Origin of the sequence: Robbsia andropogonis (assembly GCF_034047095.1) — a bacterium.
Classification (GTDB): Bacteria; Pseudomonadota; Gammaproteobacteria; order Burkholderiales; family Burkholderiaceae; genus Robbsia; species Robbsia andropogonis.
Genome location: NZ_CP139166.1, coordinates 835,725 through 850,030 on the forward strand (window position 1 = coordinate 835,725; position 14,306 = coordinate 850,030).

Below are 14,306 nucleotides of genomic sequence, written 5' to 3' on the forward strand. Positions count from 1 at the left end.
GGCTCAGGAAAGTACTTCAGACATCAGGTCGGGCAGTCCCAACCCGGGTTCAGGTGTCAGCGCGGACGCGAGCAGGCGTCGCGTATAGGCTTGCTCGGGTGCGGAAAAAATCAGCTCCCGACTTTGCAATTCGACAATCTTTCCCTGGTGCATCACGGCGACACGATCCGCCAGATGTTCCACCACGCCGAGGTCGTGGCTGATGAAGAGATAGGTCAGGCCAAACTCCGCCTTCAAGTCAAGCAGCAGGTTCAGTATCTGCGCCTGCACCGACACATCGAGCGCCGATGTCGGCTCGTCGCAGATCAGTATACCGGGGCGCAAGATCAGCGCGCGCGCAATGGCGACACGTTGCCGCTGCCCGCCTGACAACTGATTTGGGTATTGGCCGTGCGTGCGTTCCGGCATGCCGACTAACTCGAGCATCCGGCGCACCTCGGCATCGCGCTGCATCCTGTCGCCAACCCCATGCAGCATCAATGGCAAACCCACCAGTTGGGCGACAGTCTTGCGCGGATTTAATGACGAATAGGGATCTTGAAAAACCGGTTGGATACGTCGTGCGTTGGCGAGTCGATTGCCCGGATCGATTTGCTTACCGTCGATCAGTACATCTCCCGTAGTGGGCGGCAGCAGTCCTAGCAGGATTTTTGCCAGCGTGCTTTTACCACAGCCTGATTCACCCACCAAGGCCAGCGTCTCGCCACGCATTACGCGTAATGACACGTTGTCTATCGCTTTGAAAGGCATTGGTGAGCGGAAGAGACCACCATTCAGTTGAAAAACCCGACTGATCGCGCATAACTCGAGCGCGATCGGAGACGCCAGCTTGTCCGACGACATGACAGAACCGTCGCCTTTCGAAAAAGCGCTCGTCCGTTGTGCAAAGGAATCCGAGGTAGACGCTCTGACCATCAGACGGCCTCCCCTACCATATTGGAGCATGGTATCGCGGCCGGTAGTACCCCACTCGATTTTGCAAGCACGCACCGAACCTGATGATTCGGACCCACTGATAACTCAGGAGGCGTTTTCTCGCACGCTGCATGTGCGTTCGGACAGCGGTTACGGAACGGACAACCGGTGATTTCTCCTACCAATGAAGGCACCGTACCGGAAATCGCCGCAAGATGGCTGCCAGGCGCTGTTTTACCTCGCACGGGAATACAGTTCAGCAGTCCCTGTGTGTAAGGATGGGAAGGCGTTGCAAACAGTTCGTTCACGGGTGCGGTTTCGATGATCTGCCCGGCATACATCACGGCAACGCGGTCGGCGATCCGCGCAACGACACCCAAATCATGCGTGATGAACAGGACCGCGGTGCCGAACTCCTTCTGCAGTTCGCGAATCAGCTTGAGAATCTGTGCTTGAACAGTGACGTCGAGCGCGGTCGTTGGCTCGTCGGCAATGATCAGATCAGGTTCGCACATCAACGCCATCGCGATCATCACGCGCTGGCGCAATCCACCCGACAACTGGTGGGGGTACTGCCTCATCCGTACTGCGGCCTGCGGTATGCCAGTGCGCTCCAGCAAGTAGACGGCCCGGTCGCGCGCCACTGTCCGACTCACCTTGCGATGTTGCAACAAGGTTTCGCATAATTGGTCGCCCAGGGTAAATGACGGATTCAGTGAGGTCATCGGCTCCTGGAAGATCATCGACATGCGCGCGCCGCGCAACGCATTCATCGATTTCGCTGACAAGCCGGGCAATGTGATCGAATCGAAACGCAATTGCCCAGCAGTGCGCATCGCTCGTCTCGGAAGTAAATCCATGATTGCCAGTGACGTCATGGATTTACCACACCCCGACTCGCCGACAAGGCACAGCATTTCGCCGCGATCGATATGAAAATCGATTCCCCGCACCGCGTGCAGCACACCATTCGGCGTGGGCAGATCAACACGCAGATCTTGAACCTCGAGTAGTGCACTCATATCCGCGCCTCTTTTTCCATTGGTCGTCCGTTCGCTGCGGGTTCAGTTGCGGCCATCGGGCGCGTTCAGGTCGCGCAGCCCATCGCCAAGGAGATTGATCGCCATCACCAACACCGCCAGCGCCACGCCCGGAATCATGATGATCCAAGGTTGGAAGAACATGTATGACTTCCCTTCCGCGATCATCAGCCCCCAGGACGGCATGGGCGGCGGAACACCCAACCCCAGGAACGACAACGTCGCCTCAAGCAGGATGGCATGAGCCATTTCCAGGGTAATTACAACGGTCAAGGCACCTGTGATGTTCGGCAACAACTCGCGCAATAGAATAAAAGGCGTGGATGCACCAAGCGCCTTGGCCGCCGCAATGAATTCCGCGTTACGCAACTGCTGCGTGACCGAGCGGGTGACCACGGCAAACCTATCCCATAAAAGAAAGCCCAGCAGCAGCACCACGGTTTTCAGAGAACCACCGATCAATGACGACATCGCCAACGCCACAAGCACGACCGGCAATGCCAGCCGGGTTGTCAGGATGTAACTCACCACCGCGTCGACGCGTCCACCGAAATAGCCGGCGAGTACGCCAAGCGTCGTACCGATCGCGCCTGAAATCAGCGCGGTCAGCAAGCCGATCAGTAGCGAGACACGAGCCCCGAACAAAAGACGGCTTAGATAGTCCCGTCCGAGTTTGTCGGTTCCCAACACATGCTCCCAACTACCACGCGCGTTCCAGACGGGTGGAATCAATCGCGTGCCCAGGTCCTGGTTATAGGGATCATGCGGCGCAATCCAGGGAGCGAGTATCGCAGCCAGCACGATGATGAACAGAAGGGCCGCACCGAGTACCAGTCCATGCCTGCCTAGAAGGCGAGATAACCCGTGCCGCCGCGGCTGGACCAATGGCAGGTCCATCTGCAATGGCATGGCACCGCCGGACGCGGGAGCCTGCACCACGGGTGCCGGAGAGGACGACTGTGCAGCGGAGCGGGATGATGTCATGGTCATTCGCGTTCCTAGCTACGCAAGCGCGGATCAAGCAGCGCATTGATCACATCCGCAAAAAAAGTCAGCCCGATGTAAATCAGAGCAATGATCAGGACGACCGCCTGGACGATCGGGAAATCGTTTCGTGAAATCGCGTCCCAGGCAAGCTGCCCCAGACCTTGCAAAGAAAACACCGACTCGATCACTACGGAGCCGCCCAGCATGAAACCCAGCTCGACGGCGGCTAGCGCAACCACCGGAATGATGGCGTTGCGCAATGCGTGTTTGAAAATCACCCGGGAGGCACTGAGGCCTTTGGCCCTGGCAGTACGAATGTAGTCGGAACCCAGCACGTCAAGCATGCCGTTACGGGTCAACCGCATCATCGAAGGGGTTGCGTAATAACCAAGCGCCACGGCAGGAAGTACGAAGTTTTTCCACGAGGCGTTGCCCGCGACAGGAAACCAGTGCAAGCCCACGGCGAACAATAGAATCAGCGTCAGCCCAAACCAGAAACTCGGCATGGCTTGGCCAATGACCGCGATCAACAAGGCAAGACGGTCGATCCACGTATCGCGATACATCGCGGCGAGAATACCCAACGGGATAGCCAATAGCGTGGCCATCGCCAGTGCGCTGCCGCCTAACTGGAGCGTGATCGGCAAGCGGGCCGCAATCAAGGACATCACACTGGCCTGAAAATAGAAGGAGCGGCCAAAATCGAGATGCAACGCCCGCCACAACCATTCCACATATTGCGTCACCAACGGTTTGTCCAGTCCGAGTTGATGCCGAAGCGCATCAACGGTCGCCGCATTCGCCTCGGGCCCCGCAATCGCCGTTGCCAGATCGCCGGACAAATGCAGCAAGGTAAAGCTGACGACGGACACCGTGAAACAAACGGCCAACGCGATCGCCAGACGTCGCAACAGATAGGCAAACATCACACGTTCTCCCGATTATCCGGCCGCAACCGCTCGGCTTTTGTCGCTGATACAGGGTGAACGCCGTCGCTCATCACGCATGGATAGGGATAAATGAGACGGCAGGGCAATGACACCAACCTACTTCCAGCTCGCTTCATAGAAACGTGGCAACTCATCGGGATAGGCTTTGAAATTCAGCGCGGAGTTATAGGCATAGTTCGTCGAATACGAGAACAGCGGAACCCAATATGCCTGGTCACTGATCCGCTTCAATGCCTTCGCGTAATTTGCCTTGCGTACGGCTGGATCATTCGACGTGTCGGCGGTCTTCAGCCATTGAATCACCTCGGGATCTTTCGCGACGTCGTCCGGCCCGCCTTCGAACCAATTGCCGACGAAAGCCGAGGCATCATTGATTGAATACGATCCCCAGGCCTGGAAGGTCAACGGCGTCTTGCCGTCGCGTTGCGTAGTGCGCAGGGTCGCGTATTGCACGTAGTGCAGGCGCGCGGTAATACCCACTTTTCGCAAATCACCCACTAATGCCTCCGCGTATTCGCGCTCGCGATAGGCATAGAGATCGGTTTCGAAACCATTCGGGTAACCGGCATCTTTCAGCAGCGCCTTCGCTTTTGCAGGATCATACGGGTACTTGGTTACCGCTGAGTCATCACATCCGAACTGCGTTCTGAAACAGGCTGCCCAAAGCGGTTGGCTCCCGCCACGCACCAGATCTTTCGCCATGCCGGCTCGGTTGATTGCGTAATTGACAGCCTGACGCACGCGAACATCCTTGAACGGGGAATGGGGTGTGGAAGTGCCTAGCGCATCCATGGACATGAACCCGACGCGCATCGTTTCGCCGCCGATCACGGCGATATTTGGCATTTGTTTCAGAGAGTCCGCTTGATCGGGGGGCACGCGCCATATCCAATCCACTGCACCCGTCATTAACTGCGCGGCGCGCGTTTCCGGATCAGAGATCACCAGAAACTTGACGGTGCCGATGTGCGGCGTGCCGATCGGACTTCCCTTGAAATAATGCTTGTTGATCACCATCGTCACACCCTTGCCGGGCGTGACTTGCGTAATCGTGTATGGCCCCGTGCCAATCGGCGCCTTGCTATAACCTTCGAGCCCAACTTTCTTGAAATAGGCCGCCGGGTATATCGGCGTCGGTCCAGCCAGATATTCAAGTGCCGCCGGGAATGGCGCCTTCAACACCAGACGTACTTTGTAGTCGTTGATTTTCTCGGCAGTCTTAATCCAATCCGTGTTCTGCCGCGAGACGGCTCTCGAATCCGGTGAGTTGATGTAGTTGAATGTGAAGACTACGTCATCCGCGGTAAATGGATCACCGTTTTGGAACGCCACATCCTTGCGAAGATCCAGCACCAGCGATGTGGGTGACTCCCAGTTCCAGGCCGTGGCCAGATCAGGCAGATATTTACCGGTATTCGGATCTCGATAAATCAAGGTGTCCCACGCCATATGCGCAAGTATTACACCTTCGCGGACATTGTTATGGTATGGAGACACGTTTTCCGCTTCGCTGTCTGATGCATAAATCAATGTGTTATCGGCTTTGCTTGCGTGCGCCGTCAATGGTGCAGTCAACGGAATGGCAAGCGCGGCGACAAGCACACCATGCCACATCCGGTCATGCATCGAAATGGTGAACGTGGCGCGCATGATCGACGAAAACGGACGTCGTACCGATTGGAGCATGGATAACAGGCGAAGCGGAACGGCAGCAGCTTGCATCTCTCGTATTCCTTTATCAACAGGGGCAGCGTGTCGGCCATCGTAGGGCCGGTGCCCGATCCCATGAAATCGAGCTTATCAGCGAATTATTTTGCGACTAATATCAAATAAATAAGTTTGCGTTGCCGAAACGGCATACCGTCGACGACAGCACGGATGCACGTCGCTGTCCCACGCCGATCGACCATTTGGTGTCGACACCCTGGAAATCGGTTTTGATCGCTTTTTTGACTTGCTCGTTTAATGAAAGTCCATCACTTACAGGAAACCGCGCTGCGCTATTTCGTTGAAGTCGTACGCTGCGGCTCCATCACGGAGGCATCGATTCGGCTTGGTGTTGCCGGCTCCGCAATCAGTCGGCAGATCGCGCATCTCGAAAACGTACTGGAGACCAGTCTCTTCGATCGGCGACCACGCGGCATGGTGCCAAGTGCTGCCGGTAACGTACTGGCCGCGCATGCGTTCAAGGCAGCGCTCGATGCGGATCATGTTATTCAGCAGATTGCGGATTTACAAGGTGCGAAAGGCGGCAGTATTCGCCTCACGTCTTCGGAGGGCTTCGCAATCGAGTTCCTGCCGGGCGTCATTACCGAGTATCAAAAGCACTATCCGGGAATAACATTTGATGTCACCGTCACCGAACCGGTCCACGTGTCCCGACGCATTATTGAAGGAGATGCCGATATCGGCTTCGTATTCAGTCGGACACCCCAAAAAGAAATCAAGGTCGAACATCGTCAACCGGCACCCGTTCTTGCCGTGATGCGGCCCGATCATCCGCTTGCGGACCGGGATTACATCGATTTGGCCGAGATGATTCAATATCCGCTGGCGCTTCCGGACCAGAGCACCACGGTACGGCAGCTATTCGACATTGCTTGCAGCCTGCGACAACTGCTAGTCGAACCCGCGATCACCAGCAATTTCATTGTTTGCCTGCATAGCTTCGTTCGTGCGGGAAATGGCATCACCGTGTCAGGCGAAGTATCGGTGAGAAATGCTTGCCGCCGCGGAGACCTGGTGGCCAAATTGATTCGGGACAAGGCGCTGGACGCACGTAATCTCGAGTTGCAAACCTTGGTGGGACGTACACTTCCAAAGCCGGTACAGCTTTTCCTGGATTTTCTGCGCAATACACTGGAGTTGGAACAGTCTCCATTCGCGCGTGAGGGCCGTCCTTGACGGTCTCGCAACGGCGGAGGCGGCGGGCGTCGCAGGTGCCAAGCGGATGCGCTCGGCGTTTGATGCCGCGGCAGGCAGCGCGACGATAGGCGCGTTTGCCACCGTCTTACCACTGATTCGGGGCCGATCACCCGCCGTTACTGCGCTGCATTCCGCGAGGAAGTCACCGCCAGGACATGGTTCGCGAGGCGTGCTTCACCTGAATCAGACATCACATCCCAGCCGCCTCCCAATGCTTTATAAAGCGCCACCAAATCAGTGGAAACCGTCGCGGTACTGTCGACCCACTGTTGCTCGTAGGTAAGGACGTTTTTCTGCGCGCTCAGTACATCGAGGTAAGTGGTCAGCCCTCTCGAATACCGTTGATTCGCGAGATCCAACGCGCGCTTTGAAGCATCGACGCTTGCCGCAAGGCTATCGCGGCGCTGCTGCTCCGTACCGAACTGCGTTAACGCGTCATCTACTTCCTGGAAAGCGGATAGCACTGTTTTCCGATAGGTGATTGCCGCCTCCTTCTGCTGCGCATTGCGCAAGGCAAGGGTCGCACGTAGCTTGCCTCCCTCGAAAATCGGCAGTGATATGCTGGGACCGGCGCTATAGCTCCGCGCCCCCCAACTCCCCATATTGGAGAACTGCGTAGCCTGAATGGCAACGCTACCCGACAACGTGATCTTCGGGAAAAAGTCGGCCTTCGCGGCACCGATGCTGGCCGTTGCCGCGTGTAATTTTGCCTCCGACTCGCGTATGTCGGGCCTGCGACGTAATAAGTCGGACGGTAGGCCAATGGGTACACGCGGTGGCGCGACCGGTATTGCCGCCGGTTCGCGTAGCTGTACGGCAAGCGTTTGAGGATATTCACCGAGCAATAGCCCGATAGCGTTGATCAGTTGCGCCTCCTGCTGTTCGAACTGGGGAAGGTTCGCAGCTGTCGTTTCCGCCTGGCTTTCCGCATTTGCGACATCCAGATCGGTCGTCAAGCCATGTTTCGCCCGTTCACGCGTCAGCTGGACCGTGCGCCGCGCGTAAGCAAGATTCTGCTTTGCAAGCGCAAGTTTCTGTTGCGTGCTTCGAAGGGTAAGATAGTCGCGTGCGACTTCCGCAGCCGTGGACACCATCACGTCGTGCCTTGCTTCTTCCTGCGCTTCCGCTGTCGCGCTGGCGTTCTCCGCGGTACGCCGCACTCGGCCCCACAGATCAAGCTCCCATGACGCGTCAAATCCATATTGATAGAGATTGAACGGTGGCAGCCCACTCGACGTAACGTCTTGTGTCGGCACCCCACTTTCACGGCCGCCTAGCCCATTCGTAGAGGTTGCGGCCGATGAGCCGCTACTCTCAAGCAGTCCGACCACCCCGTCGGCACTCTGCAACTCCCGCGTATAGGAGGCGTTTCCGTTCAATGTTGGCAACGCGCTCGCGCGCGCCTGCTTGAATTGCGCGCGAGACTCCGCCACGCGTGCCGCCGCAGCCTGGATATCGAGGTTGCTGTTCATGGCACGCGCGACCAACGTGGTCAGTAACGGATCACCGAAACTGTTCCACCACGCAGGCGCAACAGGCTCCTGCACGGCAACCGCATGCCCTGTATCCGAAGGTGTCGGCGTTTCCGTCCATTGTGCTGGCGTCTGTAGCGCCGGCCGTTGAAAATCCGGGCCCATCGTACATCCGGAGACCAAAGCAATCGACGAAATCAACAGGGATGGCAATCGATAATCAATGCGCATTGATTGGCGCTCCCTTCGGCAGCTTGGGCAAGAAAAAACAGATGGGCGCCAGCACCAATGAAATGACCCCCAGCACGATGAAGACATCGAGATAACTCATGACAGATGCCTGCTGTTCCACCGTTGATGCGATCGAACGAAGCGAACCGGTAAAACCGTTATAAGGCGTGATATGTTCAGCGAGCCGCGCATGATGGAATTGCTCCCGCCACGCCAATTCGGTTGTCACCAACGATACGCCGAAACTGCCACCTAGATTGCGCGTCATGTTGATCAGCGCCGACGCATTGTTATTTTCGCTTTCCGGTACGCCTACAAACTGAACCGTCGACAAAGGAATAAAGAGGAAAGGCAACCAGATGACCTGATAGAGACGCGACAACGACACATATTCGAAACCGATATTCAAATTGAGCCCTGCCGTGTGGAGCAGCGCGATACCTGTACCTGCCAGGGATACCATCACGAGCCATTTCGGCTGAAAAACACGGCCGGTGACGACACCGGCAATCGGCATGATGAAGACCGTCATGAGCCCACCGAGGCCGAGCGTCAGACCGGCGTTGGTCGCGTCATAGCCTAGTAATTCCTGCGTGAATTGCGGCAGGATCTGTGTCGTACTGTTGATGATGAAACCGAATGCGAACATTACGGTACAACTGATGGCAAAGGCACGCGATTTGAATAAGCGAAGGTTCACGATTGGCTGGTCGGTCGTCAACTCGCGAATAACGAGGGCGATCAGTGCGATGCCTGCAATAGCAGACAGCGTGCAGATGAAGTTCGATGAGAAGCCGTCTTCACGCTCGAACTTATCCAATACGATCTGCAGGCAACCGAAGCCAATCGCGATAAGAAAAAAGCCCAGGTAATCGACCTTCACACCTTTATCGAGCAACGCCTGTCGTTCCTGCTTCACCAATTTGCTGTCGCTGACGAATAGCCAGGTCAACACCAACGACAACAAACCGACCGGCAAATTGATCAGGAAAACCCAGTGCCACGAGAAATTCTCGGTGATCCATCCCCCGAGCATCGGACCGATCGCCGGCGCCGTGACAACGGTAAATCCGTAGAGCGCGAACGCCAGCGCACGCTTCTCGACCGTAAACGTGTCCGCGAAAATACTTTGCTCAACCGGGGCCAGGCCGCCCCCGCCCAGACCTTGCAACACCCGGAAGACGACCATCATCGTCAACGACGTTGCAAATCCACACGCAACAGAGCTGACCGTGAAAAGCACCACGCACATCATATAGAAGCGCTTACGTCCAATCACGTTCGATAGCCAGCCGCTGATTGGCAAGATAATCGCATTACTCACCAGGTAACTGGTGGTGATGTACGTACTTTGATCCTGGCTTGCCCCTAATCCACCGGCGATATGTCTGAGGGCCACATTGGCGATCGTGGTGTCCAGTACCTCCATGAAGGTCGCAATCGACACGATGACGGCGATCAACCAAGGGTTGTAGTCACCCGCGGCCGACCGCGGCAAGGCGGTATTATCGGTCGCCATGACTATCTCACCGTCACGCGCGGCGTGACTGATAGTCCCGGTGCCAGTTGCAGATGACGCCAATCATCGTTGTCGAAGACAATTTTCACTGGCACGCGTTGCACGACTTTTACGTAGTTTCCGGTGGCATTCTCCGCCGGAAGGGTACTGAATACCGAACCCGTTCCACGCTGTATGCTATCGACGTGTGCATGAAGCACGCTTTCCGGGTAGGCATCAATGTGTACCTCAACGGCCTGCCCCACGCGCATATGCGTCAGCTGGGTTTCCTTGAAGTTGGCCGTCACCCACATGTCGTCGGGAACGACAGCGACCAATGCCTGGCCCGGCGTGACATAGTTGCCAAGATTGACCGTACGCCTTGTCACCTTGCCGGCCTGCGGCGCTCGTATTGTCGTGTAGCTCAACTGCAGCATCGCGTTCTCGACATCGGCGTCATATTGACGGACCTGCGCGAGCGCTGCATCAATCTTCGTTTTCTGAGACGCGACCTGCGCCTCGCCAGCCCGCACGGCATCCTTGGCACTATCGAGACGCGCGAGCGCGCTCTTCGTACTTGCCTGGCTTTGCTCTAATTGCTGGCGCGTGATTGCAGCGGGATCCGTGCCAGTATAGCGGGCAAGGTCTTGCTTGGCCTGCGTCAAATCCGCTTCCGCAACACGCACCTGTGCAACCTGCTGCGAAAGCGTGGCCGTCTGGTACACCAAATCGGCACGCGCTTGCGCGACCTGCGCTTGGGCATTCGCGTCCTGTGCCTCAGATTGCTTCAAGCGCACTTCGAAGTCGCGGCTGTCTATCCGAAGCAGTGGCTGATCTTTGTCCACATGCTGGTTGTCGGCCACCAGCAATGCAGTCACGCGCCCGCTCACCTGCGAAGCAATCTGACTCTGGTTGCTATCGATAAACGCATCGTCGGTGCTTTCATAGTGACGACTGTGAAGCCAATAGGCCAGGCATCCCGCCACGAGAATGATCAGCAACACCCCGCCAAGGAGCGCGTTCCGGCGCTTATGCTTCGGGCCCATCGGCGCAGATGACTTCTGCATGTCACGCGGCCCCTGCTCGTTATCTGACGGAGCAGGCGGGTTCTCCCGACCTGACCGAGAGGCGCTGTCGTCTGCGCTATCGCTACCGGCCATCACAATCTCCAAAAGGCTAGGCAGGGTATACTACAATAAAACGACTCCGTTTCGTTCTATTTTTGAGATTTGGGATAATGTGCCAGGAACGCATTATCTAGTGAGGCGCTTTCGTGAGCCGTATCCCCAAGATCGTCAATAAACCGGAAACCACCGGTTTACCCAAATCGCTTTTTTCTCGCAAGCCAGGTCGACCGCCCAACGCCATGGCGGGAGACGTGGATGAGCGGATACTGAATGCCGCAACAGCAACGTTTATAGAGCGTGGATTCGGTGGGGCGTCACTGGATCGTATTGCCGAGGCAGCCGGCGCAAGCAAGGCAACGCTTTATAGCCGATATGACGGCAAGGACGCGTTGTTCGCGGAAGTCGTACGCCGCAATTGCGAACAAAGCTTGCAACTTGCTTACGAGAAAAAGCGTTCGGGAACGCTCCCGGAGCAACTGGTGGCGATGACCCAGCTGTTCGCGGCACGACTGATCAGCGATGAAGTCATCGGTCTGATCAGGATGGTGGTAGCTGAAGCGCCCCGATTTCCGGCACTTGCCAAACTCACTCATGATGCCGGGCGAGCTCGCACGATCGATGCGGTAGCGACGACCCTTGCCGAGTACGGCCAGCGCACGAAGACGGAAGGCACGCGTCAGGCGGCAAAGCAACATGCACAGTTACTTGCTGTCCGTATTCATGAAGCCGTCGTCTCGCCGATGATTATTCGCGCCTTGCTTTCCGAAAACCTCGCTGAAGTCCGCGCGGAGATTCCCCAACACGCAAAAGAGACGGTTGATGTGTTCGCCGCCGCAGGCGCGTTGGCAGAATTTATGTAACCGGCGTTGACCTTCGCTTTACTAACGGCGCGTTCGCATGGCGGTCAAAATGCGCCTACGTAGTTCTCAGCGAGTGCCGTCGACAAAGCCCGGGAGTTCACGACGTTTTCAAGCTCCGCACGTTGTATCTGCTGCTGGAACGGCGAGGCGTCCGAGAAAGTGTGGAGCATACTTGTCATCCACCACGAGAAATATTCGGCACGCCAGATACGTTTCAAGGCGGTGGCGGTATAAGAATCCAGAAGATCGCTACGAGATTCCTTGTAAAACGCCTCAATGGCTTGTGAAAGCAGCTTGACGTCCCCCACCGCGAGGTTCATACCCTTGGCGCCCGTCGGCGGGACGATATGCGCCGCGTCTCCTGCCAAGAACAAACGACCATACTGCATGGATGACGAAACGAAACTACGCATGCCGATAATGCCCTTTTGAAAGATCTTCCCCTCTTTCACCTGCCACCCATCGGCGTTCTCCAATCGCGTATGAAGCTCGTTCCAGATGCGATCATCCGACCAATTGTCGGTATTGTCTTTCGGGTCACACTGGAAATACAAGCGCTGCACCGTAGGGGAGCGCGTGCTGACCAACGAGAATCCTCTTTCATGCTGCGCATAAATCAGTTCTTCGGAAGACGGGGCCGACTCCACAAGAATACCGAACCAACCAAACGGATAAACGCGCTGGTAGTCTTCGCGCACGGCACTGGGGATCGCGGGACGCGAAACACCATGAAAGCCATCGCAGCCAACGACGAAATCGGCATGCAGCTGGTACTTTTCCCCTTGATCGGTAAAGCAGACTGACGGCCTGTCCGTTTCGATTCCCACCGGCGCCACGTCGCTGACGTTGAATAAGATTCGGGCCTGCGCCGCCAGGCGCGCTGCGACAAGATCCTTGATTACCTCATGCTGCGCGTAAACCGTAATGGCCTTGCCAGTCAGTTCGGATAGCGCGATACGATGGCGACGTCCACCAAAAGAGAGTTCGACACCGCGATGCAGGGCGCCTTCCGCCTTCATGCGCTCGCCCACCCCGGTTTCGGTGAGGATATCCATCGTACCTTGCTCCAGCACACCCGCGCGGATGGTGGCCTCGATCTCCTCGCGACTGCGGTTTTCCAGTACGACGGATTCGATGCCGTTCAAGTGCAGCAGATGCGAAAGAAGAAGGCCGGCGGGACCGGCGCCAATGATCGCTACTTGGGTTTGCATTGCCACGTCTCCTTATTTACGGGATATCCCCTTACTTGGACCCATGGTAGACGTGCGGTTTCGAATTAGAAATGGATGATTCCGAAAAATACTTGTACTATTTTCACATCCTAAAAATAACAGATTCTCCGGAACGGAGGAGACATGATCGTGGGTAGAAACAAAACCAGCATCGGCGAGATACCGCAATTCTCCCTTTATGGCGAGATTGCCCGGCCAGATGGCGCCGAGTCCGTGCATATCGAATTGATCGAGACCCGCAGCCGGATACACGACTGGCACATCCTGCCGCATACCCATGCCAACCTGTTTCAGGTACTTTTTTTAATGTCAGGCCGTGTTACGGCACAAATGGAAGAGGATGTCTGGGAGCGCGACGGGCCCGTCGTCATCACCATTCACCCGTCGGTGGTGCACGGCTTTGACTTTTCGAAAGATGCGGTTGGCTTCGTGCTGACGGTCGACCCACCGGTGATATTTTCACTGGGCGACGGAAACGACCATAGCAGTCTTTTCTCGCCGCTTTTCCTGCGGCCGATGGCAATCGACCTGACGCGCGTCCCGGACCTGTGCCTGCGACTGGAATCTCTTTTGCGCCTCTTGATCGAGGAATCGGCATGGCCGCGCACCGGCCATACTCTGATGCTTGAATGGCTGGCGCGTAGCGTGTTGCTGCATCTGGTTCGGCTGGAGGCCGATCACCGTTCCGCCGCGCTTTCGGGGAACGGGGAGTTCGAACTGTTTAGCCGCTTCCGTGCACTCGTGGAAGAACACTTCAAGGAACAATGGCAAGTTGGCGTTTATGCCGCGAAGCTCCATGTGACATCCAGTCGCCTGCATCGGCTGTGCGTAAAACTGTGCGGCCAGTCCGCCTTTGATCTGATACAGCAGCGGCTGATGCTTGAGGCCTGTCGTAAGCTTACCTACGTGCCGTCAAGCATTTCGTCCATCGCATACGAGCTGGGTTTTCAGGATCCGGCGTATTTCAGCCGACACTTCAAGCGGCACATGGGGCTCACGCCAAAAGAATACCGGCGCACTAACGTACTGGATTAACGCAAACGCTGGTGCGCCAACAATCTATCTTACA

General features: G+C 56.6%; 12 protein-coding genes. 3 read left to right on the plus strand and 9 right to left on the minus strand.

Annotated elements, in window-relative coordinates; genetic code table 11:
* Positions 1–3: 3 nt before the first annotated feature.
* The 5 genes from SJQ66_RS08690 to SJQ66_RS08710 all read right to left on the minus strand — a co-directional run bounded on the left by SJQ66_RS08690 (position 4) and on the right by SJQ66_RS08710 (position 5,506).
* Entirely contained in the window at positions 4–843 is an 840-nt protein-coding gene (locus SJQ66_RS08690; protein WP_024905287.1) for an ATP-binding cassette domain-containing protein, read from the minus strand.
* A 71-nt stretch (positions 844–914) separates the two neighbouring features.
* On the minus strand, positions 915–1,937 hold the full coding sequence (locus tag SJQ66_RS08695; RefSeq protein ID WP_320533950.1) for an ABC transporter ATP-binding protein: 1,023 nt from the start codon (positions 1,935–1,937) through the stop codon (positions 915–917).
* A gap of 42 nt (positions 1,938–1,979) precedes the next feature.
* A complete protein-coding gene (locus SJQ66_RS08700; RefSeq protein WP_046152978.1) occupies positions 1,980–2,864 on the minus strand; it encodes an ABC transporter permease in 885 nt (294 codons plus the stop codon).
* 89 nt (positions 2,865–2,953) lie between these two features.
* Complete coding sequence (locus SJQ66_RS08705) at positions 2,954–3,868, minus strand: ABC transporter permease (protein WP_024905284.1); 915 nt, start codon at positions 3,866–3,868, stop codon at positions 2,954–2,956.
* 120 nt (positions 3,869–3,988) lie between these two features.
* Positions 3,989–5,506 carry an ABC transporter substrate-binding protein gene (locus SJQ66_RS08710; protein ID WP_046152977.1) on the minus strand — a complete coding sequence of 506 codons (1,518 nt, stop codon included), beginning with the start codon at positions 5,504–5,506 and terminating at the stop codon, positions 3,989–3,991.
* A gap of 351 nt (positions 5,507–5,857) precedes the next feature.
* On the opposite strand from SJQ66_RS08710, the gene SJQ66_RS08715 reads away from it, so the two are divergent.
* Positions 5,858–6,796, plus strand: a complete 939-nt coding sequence (locus SJQ66_RS08715; RefSeq protein ID WP_024905282.1) for a LysR family transcriptional regulator — start codon at positions 5,858–5,860, stop codon at positions 6,794–6,796.
* A gap of 137 nt (positions 6,797–6,933) precedes the next feature.
* On the opposite strand, the gene SJQ66_RS08720 is transcribed toward SJQ66_RS08715, so the two are convergent.
* Genes SJQ66_RS08720 through SJQ66_RS08730 form a run of 3 tightly spaced genes read right to left on the minus strand, consistent with a single transcriptional unit; the run spans position 6,934 to position 11,085 of the window.
* A complete protein-coding gene (locus tag SJQ66_RS08720; RefSeq protein WP_046152946.1) occupies positions 6,934–8,520 on the minus strand; it encodes an efflux transporter outer membrane subunit in 1,587 nt (528 codons plus the stop codon).
* Positions 8,510–10,039: a DHA2 family efflux MFS transporter permease subunit gene (locus SJQ66_RS08725; RefSeq protein ID WP_046152945.1), complete on the minus strand. Its 1,530-nt coding sequence runs from the start codon at positions 10,037–10,039 to the stop codon at positions 8,510–8,512. The genes SJQ66_RS08720 and SJQ66_RS08725 overlap by 11 nt, the downstream gene beginning before the upstream one ends.
* Before the next feature lie 2 nt (positions 10,040–10,041).
* Positions 10,042–11,085, minus strand: coding sequence for an HlyD family secretion protein (locus tag SJQ66_RS08730; protein ID WP_046152944.1), 1,044 nt, complete (start codon positions 11,083–11,085; stop codon positions 10,042–10,044).
* A 206-nt stretch (positions 11,086–11,291) separates the two neighbouring features.
* Between SJQ66_RS08730 and SJQ66_RS08735 the strand changes: the two genes are divergently transcribed.
* Complete coding sequence (locus SJQ66_RS08735; RefSeq protein ID WP_024905278.1) at positions 11,292–12,005, plus strand: TetR/AcrR family transcriptional regulator; 714 nt, start codon at positions 11,292–11,294, stop codon at positions 12,003–12,005.
* 44 nt (positions 12,006–12,049) lie between these two features.
* Here the strand turns inward: SJQ66_RS08735 and SJQ66_RS08740 are convergent, their stop codons facing one another.
* The gene (locus SJQ66_RS08740; RefSeq protein WP_024905277.1) at positions 12,050–13,216 is read right to left on the minus strand and encodes a 4-hydroxybenzoate 3-monooxygenase; all 1,167 of its coding nucleotides are present in this window, start codon (positions 13,214–13,216) and stop codon (positions 12,050–12,052) included.
* Positions 13,217–13,360: 144 nt separating this feature from the next.
* Between SJQ66_RS08740 and SJQ66_RS08745 the strand changes: the two genes are divergently transcribed.
* Positions 13,361–14,272: a helix-turn-helix domain-containing protein gene (locus SJQ66_RS08745; protein ID WP_024905276.1), complete on the plus strand. Its 912-nt coding sequence runs from the start codon at positions 13,361–13,363 to the stop codon at positions 14,270–14,272.
* Positions 14,273–14,306 lie beyond the last annotated feature (34 nt).

Bases quoted from the DNA above. Each gene is read 5' to 3' on its own strand.
- SJQ66_RS08690 (WP_024905287.1), bottom strand. From the start codon at position 843: ATGTCGTCGGACAAGCTGGCGTCTCCGATCGCGCTCGAGTTATGCGCG.
- SJQ66_RS08695 (WP_320533950.1), bottom strand. From the start codon at position 1,937: ATGAGTGCACTACTCGAGGTTCAAGATCTGCGTGTTGATCTGCCCACG.
- SJQ66_RS08700 (WP_046152978.1), bottom strand. From the start codon at position 2,864: ATGCCATTGCAGATGGACCTGCCATTGGTCCAGCCGCGGCGGCACGGG.
- SJQ66_RS08705 (WP_024905284.1), bottom strand. From the start codon at position 3,868: ATGTTTGCCTATCTGTTGCGACGTCTGGCGATCGCGTTGGCCGTTTGT.
- SJQ66_RS08710 (WP_046152977.1), bottom strand. From the start codon at position 5,506: ATGTGGCATGGTGTGCTTGTCGCCGCGCTTGCCATTCCGTTGACTGCA.
- SJQ66_RS08715 (WP_024905282.1), top strand. From the start codon at position 5,858: ATGAAAGTCCATCACTTACAGGAAACCGCGCTGCGCTATTTCGTTGAA.
- SJQ66_RS08720 (WP_046152946.1), bottom strand. From the start codon at position 8,520: ATGCGCATTGATTATCGATTGCCATCCCTGTTGATTTCGTCGATTGCT.
- SJQ66_RS08725 (WP_046152945.1), bottom strand. From the start codon at position 10,039: ATGGCGACCGATAATACCGCCTTGCCGCGGTCGGCCGCGGGTGACTAC.
- SJQ66_RS08730 (WP_046152944.1), bottom strand. From the start codon at position 11,085: ATGCAGAAGTCATCTGCGCCGATGGGCCCGAAGCATAAGCGCCGGAAC.
- SJQ66_RS08740 (WP_024905277.1), bottom strand. From the start codon at position 13,216: ATGCAAACCCAAGTAGCGATCATTGGCGCCGGTCCCGCCGGCCTTCTT.
- SJQ66_RS08745 (WP_024905276.1), top strand. From the start codon at position 13,361: ATGATCGTGGGTAGAAACAAAACCAGCATCGGCGAGATACCGCAATTC.